At 69.8% G+C, this 17992-nt stretch carries 17 protein-coding genes and 4 tRNA genes; 11 read left to right on the top strand and 10 right to left on the bottom strand.

Features of this window, described 5'->3' with window-relative positions; translation table 11 throughout:
• The first annotated feature begins 5 nt into the window (after positions 1–5).
• The 3 genes from ACYVJ3_RS09905 to ACYVJ3_RS09895 are packed head-to-tail and all read left to right on the top strand — an operon-like array spanning position 6 to position 2028.
• Positions 6–845: a PPK2 family polyphosphate kinase gene (locus ACYVJ3_RS09905; RefSeq protein ID WP_460852795.1), complete on the top strand. Its 840-nt coding sequence runs from the start codon at positions 6–8 to the stop codon at positions 843–845.
• Positions 842–1621 (top strand): HipA family kinase, encoded by a 780-nt coding sequence (locus tag ACYVJ3_RS09900; RefSeq protein ID WP_460852794.1) that lies wholly within the window; start codon positions 842–844, stop codon positions 1619–1621. Before ACYVJ3_RS09905 ends, ACYVJ3_RS09900 begins: the two co-directional genes overlap by 4 nt.
• Entirely contained in the window at positions 1618–2028 is a 411-nt protein-coding gene (locus ACYVJ3_RS09895) for a DUF3037 domain-containing protein (RefSeq protein ID WP_460852793.1), read from the top strand. Before ACYVJ3_RS09900 ends, ACYVJ3_RS09895 begins: the two co-directional genes overlap by 4 nt.
• Positions 2029–2040: 12 nt before the next feature.
• Here the strand turns inward: ACYVJ3_RS09895 and ACYVJ3_RS09890 are convergent, their stop codons facing one another.
• From ACYVJ3_RS09890 to ACYVJ3_RS09880, 3 genes are read right to left on the bottom strand one after another with little or no spacing between them, the layout of a single operon-like run.
• On the bottom strand, positions 2041–2784 hold the full coding sequence (locus ACYVJ3_RS09890; RefSeq protein ID WP_460852792.1) for a sirohydrochlorin chelatase: 744 nt from the start codon (positions 2782–2784) through the stop codon (positions 2041–2043).
• A 48-nt stretch (positions 2785–2832) separates the two neighbouring features.
• A complete protein-coding gene (locus ACYVJ3_RS09885) occupies positions 2833–3579 on the bottom strand; it encodes a phosphoadenylyl-sulfate reductase (RefSeq protein ID WP_460852791.1) in 747 nt (248 codons plus the stop codon).
• Entirely contained in the window at positions 3576–5297 is a 1722-nt protein-coding gene (locus ACYVJ3_RS09880; RefSeq protein ID WP_460852790.1) for a nitrite/sulfite reductase, read from the bottom strand. Before ACYVJ3_RS09880 ends, ACYVJ3_RS09885 begins: the two co-directional genes overlap by 4 nt.
• Positions 5298–5648: 351 nt before the next feature.
• On the opposite strand from ACYVJ3_RS09880, the gene ACYVJ3_RS09875 reads away from it, so the two are divergent.
• Entirely contained in the window at positions 5649–7106 is a 1458-nt protein-coding gene (locus tag ACYVJ3_RS09875; RefSeq protein WP_460852789.1) for a glycine hydroxymethyltransferase, read from the top strand.
• A 59-nt stretch (positions 7107–7165) separates the two neighbouring features.
• Here ACYVJ3_RS09875 and ACYVJ3_RS09870 read toward each other — a convergent pair whose 3' ends face one another.
• Positions 7166–8134 (bottom strand): DUF559 domain-containing protein, encoded by a 969-nt coding sequence (locus tag ACYVJ3_RS09870; protein WP_460852788.1) that lies wholly within the window; start codon positions 8132–8134, stop codon positions 7166–7168.
• The gene (locus tag ACYVJ3_RS09865; protein ID WP_460852787.1) at positions 8131–8565 is read right to left on the bottom strand and encodes a hypothetical protein; all 435 of its coding nucleotides are present in this window, start codon (positions 8563–8565) and stop codon (positions 8131–8133) included. The genes ACYVJ3_RS09870 and ACYVJ3_RS09865 overlap by 4 nt, the downstream gene beginning before the upstream one ends.
• A gap of 104 nt (positions 8566–8669) precedes the next feature.
• Here ACYVJ3_RS09865 and ACYVJ3_RS09860 point away from each other — a divergent pair, with 104 nt between their 5' ends.
• Positions 8670–10166 (top strand): flavin monoamine oxidase family protein, encoded by a 1497-nt coding sequence (locus tag ACYVJ3_RS09860; RefSeq protein ID WP_460852786.1) that lies wholly within the window; start codon positions 8670–8672, stop codon positions 10164–10166.
• 12 nt (positions 10167–10178) lie between these two features.
• Here ACYVJ3_RS09860 and ACYVJ3_RS09855 read toward each other — a convergent pair whose 3' ends face one another.
• The 3 genes from ACYVJ3_RS09855 to ACYVJ3_RS09845 all read right to left on the bottom strand — a co-directional run bounded on the left by ACYVJ3_RS09855 (position 10179) and on the right by ACYVJ3_RS09845 (position 12315).
• Entirely contained in the window at positions 10179–11258 is a 1080-nt protein-coding gene (locus tag ACYVJ3_RS09855) for an alpha/beta fold hydrolase (RefSeq protein ID WP_460852785.1), read from the bottom strand.
• Positions 11259–11377: 119 nt separating this feature from the next.
• Positions 11378–11449 (bottom strand) — tRNA-Val (locus ACYVJ3_RS09850).
• 35 nt (positions 11450–11484) lie between these two features.
• A complete protein-coding gene (locus ACYVJ3_RS09845; RefSeq protein WP_460852784.1) occupies positions 11485–12315 on the bottom strand; it encodes an aminotransferase class IV in 831 nt (276 codons plus the stop codon).
• Positions 12316–12448: 133 nt separating this feature from the next.
• On the opposite strand from ACYVJ3_RS09845, the gene ACYVJ3_RS09840 reads away from it, so the two are divergent.
• The 3 genes from ACYVJ3_RS09840 (at position 12449) to ACYVJ3_RS09830 (ending at position 12734) form a co-directional block, all read left to right on the top strand.
• Positions 12449–12521, top strand: a tRNA-Gly gene (locus ACYVJ3_RS09840).
• A gap of 47 nt (positions 12522–12568) precedes the next feature.
• Positions 12569–12639 (top strand) — tRNA-Cys (locus tag ACYVJ3_RS09835).
• 20 nt (positions 12640–12659) lie between these two features.
• Positions 12660–12734 (top strand) — tRNA-Val (locus ACYVJ3_RS09830).
• Between the two features lie 80 nt (positions 12735–12814).
• Here ACYVJ3_RS09830 and ACYVJ3_RS09825 read toward each other — a convergent pair.
• On the bottom strand, positions 12815–13228 hold the full coding sequence (locus ACYVJ3_RS09825) for a hypothetical protein (RefSeq protein WP_460852783.1): 414 nt from the start codon (positions 13226–13228) through the stop codon (positions 12815–12817).
• 261 nt (positions 13229–13489) lie between these two features.
• On the opposite strand from ACYVJ3_RS09825, the gene ACYVJ3_RS09820 reads away from it, so the two are divergent.
• Positions 13490–14404: a matrixin family metalloprotease gene (locus tag ACYVJ3_RS09820; protein ID WP_460852782.1), complete on the top strand. Its 915-nt coding sequence runs from the start codon at positions 13490–13492 to the stop codon at positions 14402–14404.
• Positions 14405–14407: 3 nt separating this feature from the next.
• Here the strand turns inward: ACYVJ3_RS09820 and ACYVJ3_RS09815 are convergent, their stop codons facing one another.
• Positions 14408–14887 carry a DUF6226 family protein gene (locus ACYVJ3_RS09815; protein WP_460852781.1) on the bottom strand — a complete coding sequence of 160 codons (480 nt, stop codon included), beginning with the start codon at positions 14885–14887 and terminating at the stop codon, positions 14408–14410.
• A 117-nt stretch (positions 14888–15004) separates the two neighbouring features.
• On the opposite strand from ACYVJ3_RS09815, the gene thrS reads away from it, so the two are divergent.
• Together thrS and ACYVJ3_RS09805 are read left to right on the top strand one after the other, a co-directional pair.
• Positions 15005–16990, top strand: coding sequence for a threonine--tRNA ligase (gene thrS / locus ACYVJ3_RS09810; protein ID WP_460852780.1), 1986 nt, complete (start codon positions 15005–15007; stop codon positions 16988–16990).
• The gene (locus tag ACYVJ3_RS09805; protein WP_460852779.1) at positions 16990–17976 is read left to right on the top strand and encodes a hypothetical protein; all 987 of its coding nucleotides are present in this window, start codon (positions 16990–16992) and stop codon (positions 17974–17976) included. The genes thrS and ACYVJ3_RS09805 overlap by 1 nt, the downstream gene beginning before the upstream one ends.
• Positions 17977–17992: the final 16 nt, after the last annotated feature.

The raw sequence follows: 17992 nt of genomic DNA, 5'->3' as shown, positions 1-17992 counted from the left end.
GGCGCGTGAGCCTCACCGACACGCTGCGCTACGACGGATCCACGCCGCTCAGTGATCTCCCGACCGACGCCAAACCGGGCTACGACGGCGACAAGAACCAGGGCGAGCAGGCTCTCGTCGAGCTCGGTCCCGAGCTGCTCGACCTGCAGACCCGGATGTTCGCCCACCGCGGCCGCGACACGGCGCGCGGCGTGCTGCTGGTCCTGCAGGGGATGGACACCTCCGGCAAGGGGGGCGTCCTCAAGCACACCGTCGGCCTGGTCGATCCTGTCGGCCTGAAGATCACCTCCTTCAAGGCGCCGACCCCGGAAGAGCGGTCCCACGACTTCCTCTGGCGCATCGAGAAGGCCGTGCCCGACCTCGGGATCCTCGGCGTCTTCGACCGCTCCCACTACGAGGACGTGCTGATCGGCAAGGTGCGCAAGCTCGCCGACGACGCCGAGATCGAGCGCCGTTACGCCGCCATCAACGACTTCGAGAACGGGCTCGTGGAGCGCGGGATCGTCGTGGTCAAGTGCCTCCTGCACATCTTGCCGGCCGAGCAGAAGAAGCGCCTCGAGGCGCGCCTCGAGGACCCGACCAAGCACTGGAAGTACAACCCCGGCGACGTCGACGAGCGCCAGCTCTGGAGCGAGTACGCCGCGGCCTACCAGGCCGTCCTGGACCGCACGAACACCGAGCAGGCGCCCTGGCACGTCGTCCCCAGCGACAAGAAGTGGTACCGCAACCTGGCGATCGGGCACCTCCTGCGCCGCGCGCTCAAGGACCTGGACCTCGACTGGCCCGCCGCGGACTTCGACGTCGACGCCGAGCTGCAGCGCCTCGCGGAGGACACGATCTCGTGAGCCTGCCGACCGCGAAGGTGATCCGCTACGTCACGCCCCTGCGCGAGGGCGGCAGCCTGCCCGGGATCGTCGAGGCCGATGACCTCGGCACCTACGTCCTGAAGTTCCGGGGCGCCGGTCAGGGCCTCCGCGTCCTGGTCGCCGAGGTGATCGTCGCGGGCCTCGCCCGCGCGCTCGACATCGCCACACCCGACCAGCTGGTGCTCGACCTGGACCCGCAGCTCGCGCGCTACGAAGCCGACGAGGAGGTCCAGGACCTGCTCAACGCCAGCGCCGGCACCAACCTCGGCATCGACTTCCTGCCCGGATCCTTCGGGTACGACGCCGCCACCGAGCCCGATCCCGACCTCGCCGGCCGCATCCTCTGGCTGGACGCGTTCTCGGCCAACGTCGACCGCAGCTGGCGCAACCCGAACATGCTGCTGTGGCGCGGCGCGCTCTACGCCATCGACCACGGCGCCGCGCTCTACTTCCACCACTCCTGGCCGGGCGGCGGTGGTGACCCCGCACGGTTCGCGGCGCAGCAGTACGACGCCGGCGAGCACGTCCTGCGCTCGTACGCCGACCGCGCGCTCGCCCAGGACGCCGACCTGGCCGCCCGCCTCACTCCGGCGCGACTCGGCGAGATCGTCGCCGATGTCCCTGACGAGTGGCTCGAGCCGGCGCCCGGTGCGGAGACTCCCGAGGCCCTCCGGCAGAGGTACGTCGACTTCCTCTCGGCGCGCGTCGCCGGCGATCGCCGGTGGCTGCCCCAGCCCGTCGAGGCCGGTCGATGAGCCCCTACCAGTACGTCGTCCTGCGCTGCGTGCCCCGCGTCGAGCGCGAGGAGTTCGTCAATGTCGGCGTCGTCCTCTATTGCCCCGAGGAGCGGTTCCTCGACGTCGCCTGGGAGGTGCCGGTCGCCAAGGTGCAGGCGCTCGCCGACGACATCGACCTGGATGCGATCGCGGACGCCCTCGATGCGCTGGACCTGCTCGCCAGCGGCGAGGCGCACTCCGACGCGGCCGCGGCGGTCCGCGCCACGGCGTACGGCACCCGGGAGGCCAAGGACGACCAGGGCACGCGCTTCGGCATGCTCAAGGCGCCGCGGAGCACGGTGATCCAGCCCGGCCCGGTCCACGGCGGACTGACCGCAAACGCCGACGAGACGCTCCAGCAGCTGCTGGAGCGTCTCGTCCGCTGAGTTAAGCGAGGGTCAGACGGGCACGAGCTCGACCGCGCCGACGGCGTACCGGGCGAGGACGATCCGGGCGATCTCCGGGTGCGCGCCGAGCGGCTCGGAGACGGCCACGGCACCGGCTTCGTAGGCGAGCTCGGTCGCGCGGTCGACCAGCGCGCCCGGCGCCAGGAACAGCGAGGCGACGGCGACGTGGCGCCGGCCCTCGGCGCGGAAGGCGCGGACGGCCTCACCCGTGGCAGGCGGGGCCGCCGAGGCGTACGCCGCGGTCACGGGCAGCTTGTGGTGCGCGCCCCACACGCGCGCCAGGCGGGCCACGGCCTGGTTGGCCAGCGGGTCCGAGGACCCGGCGGCGGCGAGGACGAGCGCGTCGAGCTCGCGGACCCGGGCCTCCTTGAGTGCCTCGCGCAGACGCTCGTCGAGGACCTCCAGGAAGCGAGCCTCGAGACCGAGCACCTCGGTGGTGCGGATCTTCAGACCGGGGTGGCGCGTGGTCGCCTCGGCGATCAGGCCGGGGACGTCGACCCGGGCGTGGAACGCCTCGGTGAGCAGCAGGGGTACGACGACGATCTCGTCGTAGCCGGCCTTGACCAGGCGGTCGATGACGGCCGGGAACGCGGGACGGGACAGCTCGAGGAACGCCTTCTCGATGCGCAGATCGGGACGGAGCGCCTTGACCTCGTCGACGAGGGCGGTCACGGTCGCGGCGGAGCGGGGGTCACGGCTGCCGTGAGCCAGGGCAACCAGTGCAGGTGCGGTCATCGGGAGTGCCTCCTAACCGGGGAGTGGATCGGTGGGTGGTGGTGCGGATCAGGTGTGGATGCCGCACTCGGTCTTGTTCATGCCTGCCCAGCGGCCGCTGCGCGGGTCCTCGCCGGGAGCCACCCGGGAGGTGCACGGCCAGCAGCCGATCGACGGGTAGCCGTCGTAGACGAGCGGGTTGACCAGGACACCGTTGTCCGAGATGTAGCGCTCGACGTCCTCGTCGGACCATCGGGCGATGGGGGAGACCTTGACCTTGCCCTTCTTCGCGTCCCAGCCGATGACCGGGGCGATCACCCGGTTGTGGGTCTCGGCGCGGCGCAGGCCGGTCGCCCAGGCGTCGTACCCGTCCAGCGATGTCGCCAGCGGCGCGACCTTGCGCAGCGCGCAGCACTTGTCGGGGTCACGCTTGAACAGCTCCGGGCCGTACTCGGCATCCTGCTCGGCCACCGTCTGGGCGGGGGTGATGGTGATCAGGTTGACCGGCAGGGTGTGCTTGACCGCGTCGGCCGTTCCGATCGTCTCGGCGAAGTGGTAGCCGGTGTCGAGGAAGACCACGTCGATGCCGGGCACGACCTTGGAGGCAAGGTGCGAGAGCACAGCGTCGCCCATCGAGGAGGTCACGCAGAAGCGCTCGCCGAAGGTCGCGGCGGCCCACTCGATGATGTGCTCGGCCGGCGCGAGCTCGAGCTCCGCGCCCATGTGCGACACCAGCTCACGCAGCTCCTCCGGGGTGCGCCCCTCGGTGAGGGTGCCCCGGTTGTTGCGCGCGGACTCGGTCGCGGACGTGGTCATGCCACCGGCTCCAGCTTCTGGTCGCCGCGCAGCAGCGCCTCGTCGGCGCGCTCGATCCACGCCGCGAACGGCTCGGCGTCGTTGCGGTCGGCCAGGTAGTTGCGCACGATCGTCTCGACGTAGTCGTCCAGACCCGCGCTGGTCACCTTGTGGGCGCGCAGCTTGCGGCCGAGCACGGTGATCTCGCCGATGCCGCCGCCCAGGTGGACCTGGAAGCCCTCGACCTGGTTGCCGTCGTCGTCGAGGACCAGCTGGCCCTTGAGACCGATGTCCGCGACCTGCGACCGGGCGCAGGAGTTGGGGCAGCCGTTCATGTTGACCGTGATCGGCACGTCGAGGTCGGGGATCCGGCGCTCGAGCTCGTTGATCAGCGCGGTCGCGCGGGCCTTGGTCTCGACGATGGCGAGCTTGCAGAACTCGATGCCGGTGCACGACATCGTGTTGCGGCGCCAGTTCGAGGGCTTGGCGTCGAAGCCGATGATCTTCAGCTCGTCGACGAGTGCGTCGACCTTGTCGCCGTCGACACCGATGACGACGAGCTTCTGGTACGACGTCAGGCGTACGCCGGCGGCGCCGTACTGCTCCAGCACGTCGCCGAGCTGGGTCAGCATCGTCCCGCTGATGCGGCCGACGTACGGCGCGGCGCCGATGTAGAACTTGCCGTCCTTCTGCTCGTGCACACCGATGTGGTCACCGGGACGCGTGGCGGCGGCCGGGGACTCGTTGCGGATCAGCTCGCGGCCGAGGTACTCCTTCTCGAGCACCTCGAGGAACTTGTCCTTGCCCCAGTCGGCGACCAGGAACTTCAGGCGGGCACGCGAGCGCAGGCGGCGGTAGCCGTAGTCGCGGAAGATGCCGGCGACGCCGGACCACGCGTCGGCCACCTCCTCGAGCGGGATCCAGACGCCGAGCTTCTGCGCGAACATCGGGTTGGTGGAGAGACCGCCGCCGACCCACAGGTCGAAGCCGGGGCCGTGCTCGGGGTGGACCGCGCCGACGAAGGAGACGTCGTTGATCTCGGGGGCACCGTCCAGGCTGGGGTGACCGCTGACGGAGGTCTTGAACTTGCGCGGCAGGTTCGAGAACTCCTTGTTGTTCAGGAACCGCTGCTTGATCTCCTCCAGCGCCGGGGTGCCGTCGATGATCTCGTCCTTGGCGATGCCGGCGAGCGGCGAGCCGAGGAACGGGCGCGGGCCGTCGCCGCAGGCCTCCAGGGACTGCAGGCCGACCGCGCCCAGGCGCTCCCAGATGGTGGGGACGTCCTTGATGTCGATCCAGTGGTACTGGATGTTCTGGCGGTCGGAGATGTCGGCGGTGTCGCGGGCGTACGCCGTCGACACCTCGCCGAGGGTCCGGACGGCGGTGGGGGAGAGCAGCGCGCCGTCGGTGCGGACCCGCATCATGAAGTAGCGGTCGTCGAGCTCGTGCTCCTCCAGCGCGCCGGTCTTGCCGCCGTCGATCCCGGGCTTGCGCTGGGTGTAGAGGCCCATCCAGCGGAAGCGGCCGCCGAGGTCGGCGGGGTCGATCGAGTCGAAGCCGCGCTGGGAGTAGATGTAGAGGATGCGGTCCCGCACGTTCAGCGGGTCGTCGTCCTTCTTGGACTGCTCGTTCTTGTTCAGCGGCTCGGTGTAGCCCAGCGCCCACTGGCCCTCGGCACGACGCGGCCGGGGGATCTCGGTGAACTGAGCCTTCGAGGGCTTGTAGCGCAGATCGGGCATGGTGAAGAGGTTCCTTCGCTGACAGGGGTGCGCCCGGACAGAAGGGCGCGAAGAGGAAGTGGTGGGCCGGTCGGGTCAGCGAGGCCAACAGATCGCGCTGCGCGTGCGCCCGAGGTCCACGTGGCGACGTACCACGAGGTAGGCGTGGGTTGCGGCGGTGACCATGTCAAGAAGTCTCAGGTTTCGGACGTGGTTCCCACAACTCTTGATCTCGTGATGTGGACACCGGATCCAAGATGTGAGACGCAGTTCGGGTGGTGCAGGCGCTCGGCCAGTGGCGTTGCGATGCAGGTCACAACAGCGTCCGGGCCGAAGATGTTCCCGCCGGCGTACGCCATTAGGGTGTGCCCCATGAGCGAGACGCCGTCCATCAACTCCGCGAACCTGGTCAGCAGCGCCTACAGCCAGGCCCTCGAGGTCATCGCCTCGGTCGAGCCCCGGATCGCCGAGGCCACCCGCCAGGAGCTGGCCGACCAGCGTGCCTCGCTCAAGCTGATCGCCTCCGAGAACTACGCGAGCCCCGCCGTCCTGCTGACGATGGGTACCTGGTTCTCCGACAAGTACGCCGAGGGCACCGTCGGTCACCGCTTCTACGCCGGCTGCCAGAACGTCGACACCGTCGAGACGCTCGCCGCCGACCACGCCAAGGAGCTCTTCGGCGCCGAGTACGCCTACGCACAGCCCCACTCCGGCATCGACGCCAACCTGACCGCCTACTGGGCGATCCTCGCGCAGCGCGTCGAGGGCCCGTGGCTCGAGAACGCCGGCGTGAAGAACATGAACGACCTCTCCGAGGCCGACTGGGAGAAGCTCCGTGGGGAGCTCGGCAACCAGCGTCTGCTCGGCATGAGCCTGGACGCCGGCGGTCACCTGACCCACGGCTTCCGCCCGAACATCTCCGGCAAGATGTTCCACCAGAACCAGTACGGCACCGACCCCGAGACGGGCCTGATCGACTACGACGCCCTGCGTGCCAAGGCCAAGGAGTTCAAGCCGCTCATCCTGGTCGCCGGCTACTCGGCGTACCCCCGCCGCGTGAACTTCGCCAAGATGCGCGAGATCGCCGACGAGGTCGGCGCGACCCTCATGGTCGACATGGCGCACTTCGCCGGTCTCGTCGCGGGCAAGGTCTTCACCGGTGAGGAGAACCCCGTCCCGTACGCCGACGTGGTCACCACCACGACCCACAAGTCGCTGCGCGGCCCGCGCGGTGGCCTGATCCTCGCGACCAAGGAGTACGCCGCCAACGTCGACCGTGGGTGCCCGATGGTGCTCGGTGGCCCGCTGTCGCACGTCATGGCTGCCAAGGCCGTCGCCCTGGCCGAGGCCAAGACGGCCGAGTTCCAGACCTACGCCCAGAACGTGGCCGACAACGCCAAGTCGCTGGCCGACGGCTTCCTCAAGCGTGGCGCCAAGCTGGTCACCGGCGGCACCGACAACCACCTCGTCCTTCTCGACGTCACCAGCTTCGGCCTGACGGGCCGCCAGGCCGAGCAGGCCCTGCTCGACGCCGGCGTCGTCACCAACCGCAACTCGGTCCCGGCCGACCCCAACGGCGCCTGGTACACCTCCGGCATCCGCTTCGGCACCCCGGCGCTGACCACCCGTGGCTTCGGCCACGACGAGTTCGACAACGTCGCCGACCTCGTCGTCAACGTCCTCAACAACACCAAGCCGGGCGTCACCAAGGACGGCGGCGCCTCCAAGGCGTCGTACACGCTGGCCGACGGTGTCGCGGACAAGACCCGCGCCGCGTCCGCCGAGATGCTCGACAAGCACCCGCTCTACCCGGGTCTCGACCTGGCCTGATCGGCCCGACGTACCCCACCCGCCGTGGCGCCGCCTGCTCAGGCGGCGCCACAGCGCGTTCAGGCGACATTGGTACGTCGGTTCGCGCGCGTGACGACCGCACGGATCACTCGCTCGACGAAATCCTGGTCGAACATCACGTCCTCCCACGCGAACCTGAGCACGATCCAGCCGGCGGCGACGAGCTGGTCGTAGCGGCGAGCGTCGCGCCGTAGCGCCGCGCGGTCGCCGTGCCACTCGAACGAGTCGGCTTCCAGCACGATGCGGAGGTCGACCTCGACCAGGTCGGGCCGCGCTACCGGGTCGACGTCGGTGATCACCCGTTGCGGCTCGAACACGGCTCCCTCCACGCGGGATGCGATGTACCTCAGCACCGACTCGAACGGGTTCGCCGCGCGGGCATCTGCTGCGTCGATGAGCCGTCGGATGCGGGCCGCGCCGCGACCCTGCGCCAGGTTGCGCACCCGCAACAGGAGCGCCGGGCCTTCGGTGCGGGCGGCGGAATCCGCGATGGCGAGCGCCTCGTCGTCGGGAAGCGTGCGGAGGCACTGCATGAGCGTGACCTCCTTGTTCGTCACGACGCCGTCGGTGATCTCGTCGGGGCGCAGGTCGTGTCGATGGACCTCCGCGCGGGAGAGCTGGCGGGACGCCAGACGCCGGTTGCGCCGAACGCTGACCTGCGTCCGATCAGGCACGGTCTTGACCGCCCAGCCGTGGTGGAGCGCGGCGCTGGCCAGGCACAGGACCGCGCTGAGCGCGTGTGCGTTCGCGGTGTCGGTGTCCACGTTCGCCAAGGCATAGCGGCCGTGGCCGATCCGCACGACCGCGCGAGCCGCAAGGGCATGGCCGAGCTTGCGGGCCGAGACGTGGGACAGCAGCTGCTGGCGGGTGGCTACGCCGCCGAGATGCGTCAGTGCGTCGTAGGCCGGTTCGATCGACGTACCAAAGTCGAAGGATTCGCCCTCTGGGCTGCCTGCGAGACGCCGTTTCGCGGGTTTGGTACGTCCATCCGCTCGCTCATGGTTCATGACGCTCGCAACGGGTGGACCTCGTCCCTCGGTGCGGGCGTGATCGCCGTGCCGGTGGCGACGTGGATCAGCTCCAGCTGCAGCCCGTCGTGCCGGGCGGCCTCGTAGAGGTGCCGACAGGTGGCGCGGTCGAGGTCGGTCAGCCCGCCCGTCCCGGGACGCGCCAGGAGGATCGCCAGGCTGGCGAGGCCCTCGGCGCCCACGAGGTGGGCGAAGGACCGGGTGAACTGTCGAGCGTCGCGCCGACTGACGCCCGCCGGCATGTCGTGGACCTCGACGACGTGCGGCAGGACGTGGCGGTCCTCGTCGACAAACATCAGGTACATCTGGTGCACGCGCCAGCCGAGTGGGCGGATCAGCCTTCGCCACATCCGGCTGAGGTCTGCATCGTTGGCGAGAGTGGCTTCGAACTTCCGAGACGGCGTCTTCATGGACGCGATCGTGCGCTCAGTGGGCGCGGATGGCGATGACCGATCTGCGACCTGTGGATAAGTCTCCGGCCGGAACGCCGCTCGCTGGCGTACGTTGACCAGTTATGGAACGTGTTCTCGTCGACGGCATCGGCAGGCGCGGCCTGCTGGCAGGTACGGCGGCCGGGGTCGGCCTGGCGGGCCTCGGCCCCCTCGCCGACCCGACCCAGGCGGCCACCCGGTCGGGCAGCATCCGCGGGCACCACGACGTGGTCGTCGTCGGTGCCGGCATCGCCGGGCTGACGGCCGCGCGGCAGCTGCGCAAGCACGGCAAGGACGTGCTGGTCGTCGAGGCCCGGGACCGCGTCGGCGGTCGCGTCCTCAACCACCACCTGCGCGCCGGCGGCGTCATCGAGTCGGGCGGTGCCTTCGTCGGGCCGACCCAGGACCACATCCTGCGCCTGGCCGACGAGCTGGGCGTGAAGACCTTCAAGGAGTACATCTCCGGCAAGAACGTCTACATCAGCCCGTCCGGCGCGCGGTCGACGTACACCGGGACCGTGCCGACGGACCCGGCGATCCTCGCCGACGCGGCGCTGCTGCAGATGAGCATCGACGGCATGGCCAAGCAGATCGACGTCAACGCGCCGTGGAAGCATCCCAAGGCTGCCGAGTGGGACGCGATCAGCGCCAGCGACTGGATCGCCAAGCAGTCGCTGGTCCCGGCGATCGACAAGGTCATCCTCAGCTACCTGCAGCCGGCCTTCGGGTCCGATGGCAAGAACTTCTCGCTGCTCTTCCTGCTCTGGTACGTCGCCACCGCGGGCGACGAGTCGCACGTCGGCACGTTCGAGCGCTCCTCGGGCACGTCCGGCGGCGCCCAGGACTCACGCTTCGTGCTGGGCTCGCAGGCGGTGCCGCTGGCGATGGCCAAGCACCTCGGCGACCGGGTGGCGCTCGATGCGGCGGTCCGGGCCATCACCCGGGCCCCGGACGGACGGATGGACGTGCACACCGACCGTGGCCGCGTCCGCGCGCGGCGGGTGATCGTCGCGGTACCTCCGCCACTGGTGCTGGACATCGACTGGCGTCCACGGCTCTCCGATCGGCGGCACGCTCTGATGGCGCACATGCCGATGGGCCGGCTGATGAAGTGCGACGCGGTCTACGCCACGCCGTTCTGGCGCGCCGCCGGCTACTCCGGCTCCGGCGTCGCGGCCATGGGCGACACCCGCGCGGTCTTCGACAACAGCCCGGCCGACGGCCACGTCGGGGTCCTGCTGGCGTTCGTCGGGGGCTCGACGCGTGCCGCCGTCGCGAACCTCTCCCTCCCGCAGCGCCGCCAGCGGATCCTCGAGGGCTTCGCCCAGATGTTCGGCGACCAGGCGCTGCACCCGATCGAGTACGTCGAGCACGACTGGGTGCGCGAGGAGTGGACCACCGGCGCACCGACCGCCCTGCCGGCCGTCGGTGCGCTCACGACGTGGGGCTCCGCCATCCGTACGCCGCACGGCCGGGTGCACTTCGCCGGCACCGAGACCTCGACGTACTGGAGCGGCTACATGGACGGTGCCGTCCGCTCCGGTGAGCGGGCCGCGCGCGAGGTGCTCGCGCACCTCTGACCGCGCGCGGCGTCAGTCGTCGTGGTCGTCGATGAACTCGTTGAGGTAGGCCCACGTCGTCTCCGGCGCCTTGGTGCCGGTGAGGACGCCCAGGTGGCCACCCGGCGCGAGCGGCAGGCGTACGTCGGGGGAGCCGGGCAGCAGGTCGCCCACGTGGTGCGCCACGGCCTGCGGCACGAGCACGTCGGTCATGCCGGCCACGTTCATCACCGGAACCGTCACCTCGGCCAGGTCGACCACGCGGTTGGGTCCCTGCACCTTGCCGCTGGCGAGCTCGTTGCGGATCGCGAGCTGCAGGTAGATCTGCATCGTCGCCTTGCCGGGGTAGGCGAGCATGTTGTTCATGATCTCGTCGACGGCCTGGATCTGACCCAGGAAGTCGCGGTCCTCGCGGCGGGTCCACAGGGTCTTGGGCTTCTTGAGGTACGTCGGCAGCGCCGTCGCCTTGAACCCCAGCCCCACGATCGGCGCGGGCACCGAGCCGGCGACCCGGACCGCGCCGCTGACGATCCGTCCGCCGGTGACCTTCGAGGCGAGGCGGAACGGCGTCAGCAGCGGGTTCTTCGACAGGTCGAACGGGCTGGCCACCATCGCCACGGTCCGCACGGGCAGGTCCGGGTGGAGCGCGGTCGTGCCCAGCGAGAGCAGCCCGCCCATGCACCAACCGACGAGGTGCACGTCCTGTCCACCGGCGTCCTCGGAGACGGTCCGGATCGCGTCGGGCAGCACGTCGTTGAGGAAGTGCTCGATGCCGACCTTGCGGTCGGCTCCCGCCAGCGGCCCGTAGTCGACGAGGTACGTCGGCCTGCCCCGCTCGACGAGGTCGGCCGCGAGTGACAGCCCCTGCCGCAGGTCGAAGCACGACGCCTGGGCGCCCAGCGGGGGGACCAGCAGCACTGGACGCCCGGAGGTCGGCCCGGTCGCGTCGTAGCGGTGCACCTCGCGGGTGCGGCCGGTGTCGATGATCGTCGAGGGCGTGCGCGACGTGTCGGCGATGCCGCGGCGTACGAGGAGGTCCCACAGGTTCACCACCGACTGCCGACGTGCCTCGAGCGGACGACGCGGGTCGAAGACGGAACGGCGCTCGGTCATGAAACCTCCTCGGGGGTGCCGCGTGATTCTGGCACCGATCCGGGCGGCTGGGAACGGATCCACGAACTGCTGGAACGTCGAAGGCCCCGACCTCTTCGGTCGGGGCCCTCGCGTGACGGTGGGTGATACTGGGTTCGAACCAGTGACCCCTTCGGTGTGAACGAAGTGCGCTACCGCTGCGCCAATCACCCGTGCGGGAAGACTCTAACGCAGGGTTCCTCGGGGATCACATCGTGGTCGGGTGCAACAGGGACGGCTCGTTCTCCCGCCAGGCCGCGGCAGCGGCGCGGGTGACCGGGCCGGGCACGGCGAGCTCGCGGTCGTCCCAGCGGTGGACCGGCTGCACGTCGCGGGTCGTGGAGACCAGGAAGATCTCGTCGGCCTGCGCGCAGACCGCGATCGGCTCGTCGACCTCGCGGGCGCCGTACCACTCCAGGACGAGGTCGCGGGTGACGCCGGCGAGGCAGCCGCTGGCCAACGTGGGCGTGCGCAGCTCGCCGTCGACGACGTAGAAGACGTTGGAGCCGGTGCCCTCGCAGAGGTCGCCGGCCAGGTTGGCGAAGATCGCCTCGCTGGCGTCACGCTCGGCTGCGTGGGCGAGCGCGACGACGTTCTCGGCGTACGACGTGGTCTTCAGGCCGACCAGCGGCGAGCGCTCGTTGCGCGGCCACGGGACGGTGACGACGGCGACGCTCTCGGCAGCGGGCGGCATCGACGCCGCCACGACGACGTGGGTGAGCGGCGAGTCGCCCCTGCCCGAGCCCAGGGGAGCGTTGCCACCGGTGACGGTGATCCGCAGGCGGCCGAGGCGCAGCAGGTCGCCCTCGAGGACCTCGGCGATGCCGCGGCGTACCTGCTCGACGTCGAGCCCGACCAGGCCCAGGCCCGCGGCCGAGCGCTCCAGCCGCGCGAGGTGACGATCGAGCGCGAACGGCATCCCGTCGACGACCTTGACGGCTTCGAAGACCGCGTCGCCGACGGTCAGCCCGTGGTCCGTGACGGGTACGGCGGCCGCTGCCGGATCGGGGAGCAGGGTGCCGTTGATCCACGCGCGCATGGGCCTCACTCTAGGGCGGAGCAGCGCGTACGACGCACCGAAGTGGACCCGGTTTTGGCGCGCTCTGGGGGATCGGCTAATGTTCTCGACGCAGCAAGGAACGGCCCGGAAACGGTCCGCGAATCGCTGCGATGCGGACGTAGCTCAGTTGGTAGAGCACGACCTTGCCAAGGTCGGGGTCGCGAGTTCGAGTCTCGTCGTCCGCTCTGAGTGGTCAGACCACTGGCTGACCCCAGTCGGTGGTGATCACCGCGGTGGGTTGGCCGAGAGGCGAGGCAACGGACTGCAAATCCGTGTACACGGGTTCAAATCCCGTACCCACCTCGAAACAACTCAACAAGCTAGGACGATTGGCGCAGCGGTAGCGCGCTTCCTTGACACGGAAGAGGTCACTGGTTCAAACCCAGTATCGTCCACCAGAAGAAAACAGCCCCTGACCTGCGGAAACGCGAGTCAGGGGCTGTTTGGTTCCTGCGGCATGCCGCGGAAGTGCCATCGCTCACACGGGAGCGACCACGGTCCAGCCGACGCCGAGGCGCTTGCGGGCCCACTGCGCGGTCTGTCGATACGTGTCGCCCGTGCCGCCGGCGGTCCAGTCCCAGCTGCGATAGGGCTGCACAAAGCTGCGGCCGTTCTTCGCATACCAAGTTCCCCGGAGGTCGCGGGCCACCCGCCACGCTTGGCCGGGGTCCGCATGGAAGATCGCGACACAGCATCGACCGTGGCCAGCGGGGATACGTATCTTCTCCGCGTGGGCGTACCAGGAGACGGCGAGGCCGATCCGCTCGCGGGCGCGCAGCAGGTCTGCGATGTGGCTGGTCCGGGTGTCGCCGGACGGCTCGGTGTCGTCGGCGTTGGCGGCCGTGATGGGGAACAGCGCGAGGGCGATGCCGGCGAGCGCACGTCGCTGCATCCGAGGAGCGTACGACCGCCATCTGGTGGCGCGGGCGGGAACGACGAAGCCGCTTGCCCTGACCAAGCTGTGCAAGCCGTCCGGCTACCAAGCGTCTGCTTGCTATCAAGTGTTAGCAATACCTTGATATTGCGAGACATGAGTGATCCATCGGAATTCACGCCTGAAATGGCGCCGTCGGAGTGGAACAGGTCACATTGGCGGTGTTTCCAGGCGTGGCGATTGGCGTTCTTTTGCTAGCCGTAGTTAGCGTCGCCGCTTGTGTTCACCAACTACCTGCGACTCCTCGTCGTCCTCGCCCTCGCGGCCCCGTTGGCTCTGCTGACGACCGGTGAGGCGTCGGCAACGACGCGACTGTCGGCCCGCGTCTCGGCGACGACCGTCGCCGTCGACAAGGCGATGGTGGTCAGTGGGACCGCCGCCCCCAGCTCGCACGTCCAGGTCTCCTGGATGCGTGACGGCCAGTGGCAGCCGCTCGGCGCGGTCGACGCCGACACGGCCGGTGACTACACCGTCACCGCCCCCACGTGGTGGATCGGTCAGCGCAGCCTGCGGATCGCGACCAGCGACGCCAGCACCGCGCTCGTCTCCTACGACGTCCATGAGTCGTACACGCCGGCCGGCAGCGCGCGCTCGTTCTCGAAGTTCGCCGACGAGCGCTACTGGAACCCCTGCCGCACGATCAGCTGGGTCTACAACCCCAAGGGCGGCTACACCGGCTCGCTGCGCACGATGAAGCGTGCGATCGCGACCGTCTCGTCGGCGACCGGCATCAGGTTCAAGTACGTCGGCCGCACCAGCAATGTGGCCTTCGTCGACTCTCCCTCCAGCACCGGCGCGAAGCTGCTGATCTCCTGGGCGACCCCGCGCCAGGTCCCGGTCCTCGCCGGCACCGTCGTCGGCAACGCCTCGACCGAGACCGGCTGGGACGGCTACTACAAGCACGGCTCGGTCGTGCTGGACCGCACCCACCACCTGCGCCACGGCTTCCACGCCTCCGGCGCGATCGACTGGGGCCAGGTCATCCTGCACGAGCTCGGCCACGTGATGGGTCTGGCTCACACCACCGACCGCAGCGCGATCATGTTCAAGCAGACGACCCGGCAGGCCCACCGCTACAGCGCGGGCGACCTCGCGGGTCTCAAGGCGGTCGGCGCCGGCCGCGCCTGCGCCTGAACCTCAGCCGTCTCCGGCCAGCGTCAGCATCGCCTGGTCCAGGTCGTCGAGCAGGGCGTCCGAGCCGTCGTCGCAGGCGTCGCAGCCGCAGTACGGCACGCTCGCGAGCAGATCGCCCACCCCGCCATCAAGGGTCCGGTGGACGTTGACGACCGGAAGGTCGCCGACGACGTACTCCGTCACCAGCAGCGACGGACTTCCGCCCGCGGAGAAGCGACGGACCCGGCGTACCTCTCCGTGGCCTTCCAGCCTCAGCCTTCCCTCGGCCAGCGGCCGGTCCGCCACCGTGATGCCGAGGCCCGTGCACGCCTGCGCCCAGGCGTCCACCCGCGCCCGGAGGATGCGGTACTTGGTCGCGTCGAGGCAGCGCGAGTACTCCTCGTCCGCAGGCGCCGCGAGGTCGGGATGCGGGTCCGGCCACCCGGGGTGATCGATGCCGGTCACGGTGAAGGCAGCCTGCACGCGCGCCAACAGGTCGTCCACGTCGGCCAGCATGGGCCGATACCCGGATGCGGGCAAACGGCTTCTCGGTAGAGTCGGGGCCACGAGCGCGGCCCATTCGTAGGGGTCGCCGTACCCAGATCAGCAAAGGTGACCGCTGTGGCCGACCTCCAGATCCTTCTTCGCTCGAGCACCGGAGAGGAGAAGCGGACCGTCGAGGCCGGCACCAAGGCCTGGCAGCTGTACGCCGACGAGCCCGACGTGATCGCCGCACGGGTCTGGACCGACGCGACCGCCGACGCGGCCCTCAAGGACCTGTCGTACGAGCTGGTCGACGGGGACGAGGTCGAGGGCGTCGACATCGCGAGCCCTGACGGCCTGAACATCCTGCGCCACTCGACCGCGCACGTGCTGGCGCAGGCCGTGCAGCAGGTCTTCCCGGAGGCCAAGCTCGGCATCGGCCCGCCGATCACCGACGGCTTCTACTACGACTTCGACGTCGAGGTCCCGTTCACCCCCGCCGACCTTGAGAAGCTCGAGAGCGCGATGCGCAAGATCATCAAGGAGAACCAGCGGTTCGACCGCCGGGTCACCACCGATGCCGACGCGCTCGCGGAGCTCGCGGACGAGCCGTACAAGATCGAGCTGATCGGCCTCAAGGGCGGTGGCGCCGAGGGCGCCGAGGTCGAGGTCGGCGCCGGCGAGCTGACGATCTACGACAACATCAACCGCAAGGGCGAGGTCGCCTGGAAGGACCTCTGCCGCGGCCCGCACCTGCCGACCACCAAGCGCATCCCGGCGTTCAAGCTGATGCGCAGCGCGGCGGCGTACTGGCGCGGCGACGAGAAGAACAAGCAGCTCCAGCGCGTCTACGGCACGGCCTGGCCGACCAAGGACGAGCTCGACGCCCACCTCCACCGGCTCGAGGAGGCCGAGAAGCGCGACCACCGCAAGCTCGGCCGCGAGCTGGACCTGTTCAGCTTCCCCGACGAGATCGGCTCGGGCCTGCCGGTGTTCCACCCCAAGGGTGGCGTGATCAAGCGGCAGATGGAGGACTACGTCCGCCAGCGGCACATCGAGGAGGGCTTCTCGTACGTCGGCACCCCGCACATCAGCAAGGACGGGCTGTTCCACACCTCGGGCCACCTGCCGCACTACGCCGAGACGATGTTCCCGCCGATGGAGTTCGAGGGCGCGAACTACCAGCTCAAGGCGATGAACTGCCCGATGCACAACCTGATCTTCAGCTCGCGCGGGCGCTCCTACCGCGAGCTGCCGCTGCGGCTGTTCGAGTTCGGCTCGGTCTACCGCTACGAGAAGTCCGGCGTCATCCACGGCCTGACCCGCGTGCGTGGCTTCGCCCAGGACGACAGCCACTCCTACTGCACCGCCGAGCAGGCGCCGGCCGAGGTCAAGCACCTGCTGAGCTTCATGCTGGGCGTGCTCAAGGACTTCGGTCTCGACGACTTCTACCTCGAGCTCTCGACCCGCGGTGACAGCGACAAGTTCATCGGCACCGACGACCAGTGGGAGAAGGCGACCCAGGTCCTCGCCGACGTGTGCGCGGAGACCGGACTCGACCTCGTCCCCGACCCGGGCGGTGCCGCGTTCTACGGCCCGAAGGTGTCCGTGCAGGCCAAGGACGCCATCGGCCGCACCTGGCAGATGGGCACGGTCCAGTACGACTTCAACCAGCCGGCGCGGTTCGGGCTGGAGTACACCGCTCCCGACGGCTCCAAGCAGCAGCCGGTGATGATCCACTCGGCGAAGTTCGGCTCCATCGAGCGGTTCCTGGGCGTGCTCGTCGAGCACTACGCCGGCGCGTTCCCTCCCTGGCTCGCCCCGGTCCAGGTCGAGGGCATCCCGATCGCCGAGCGGCACGAGGACTACCTGTACGACGTCGCCGCCCAGCTCAAGAAGCACGGCATCCGGGTGGAGATCGACGACTCCGACGACCGCATGCAGAAGAAGATCCGCAACGCACAGCTGCAGAAGGTGCCGTTCATGATCATCGCCGGTGACGCGGACGTCGAGGCCGGCGCCGTCAGCTTCCGCTACCGCGACGGTCGCCAGGACAACGGCGTACCGATCGCCGAGGCGATCGCTCGCGTCGTGGCCGCCGTCGAGTCGCGCGAGCAGGTCTGATGAAGCGCGTCCTCGTCGCGATCGCGACCACGGCGCTCCTCGCCGGGTGCTCGCTGCCCGACAGCGTGACCGGCGACAAGGCCAAGGACCCCGCCAAGGACGTCCCCACGGTCAGCGTCGACGGGGGCGCCCCGGCCCAGGGCACCGGCTCGCCGCTGCCCAACGACGCAGGCAGCCTCGCCTCGATGGCGCAGTCGCTGGCGGGTCAGCAGTCGACGGCCGCCGTACCGTCCCAGAGCGCCACCACGGCGGTGCCGACGGCGACCTACGGCGCGGACATCGGTTGGCCCAACTGCCCCGCCGGCATGGGCATCCCGGAGAAGAGGTCGACCGGCGAGCCCATGCCGCTGCCCGACGCCAGCTTCGTGGTCATCGGCCTGACCAACGGTCCGGGCTTCGTGCGCAACCCGTGCCTGCGCGACCAGGCACAGTGGGCGAAGGTGCACCGCCTGGAGATCGCGACGTACTCCGTGCTGAGCTATCCCGACGCGAAGACGCTGCAGAAGTACGCCACGCACGGCCCGTTCGACCCCTCCGACGAGATCGGACGGCTCAAGAACGTCGGCTACGCGCAGGCGACGTTCAACGTCGGCGCGATGGGCGTCGTGGGCCTGCAGACGCCGATCGTGTGGCTGGACGTCGAGAACGTCCCGCACTTCGACTGGCCGTCCGGCAACCAGCAGCGCAACGCCGCCATCGTGCAGGGCGCGGCGAGGGGCTACCACGACGCGGGCTACAAGGTCGGCGTCTACGGCACGCCCAGCATCTGGCGCGGGATCGTCGGCAGCTTCCGCCTGGGTTCGAACGTCCCGGAGTGGCGCGCTGCCGGCCAGACCTCGGCCGCCGAGGCGCAGCGGCGGTGCTCGGCCTCGTGGAGCATCCAGGGCGGCTCGGCCGTTCTGGCCCAGTGGATCGAGGCGCGTCGCGACCGCAATCTGATCTGTCCCGGCGTGTCCGGTACAGACCCGTGGTTCCATCAATCCTGATCGCCCAGGCAGCTGA

Source organism: Nocardioides montaniterrae (genome assembly GCF_054782655.1).
The sequence above is the reverse complement of the archived record's forward strand: the minus strand, read 5'-3'. Positions and strand labels throughout refer to the sequence as shown.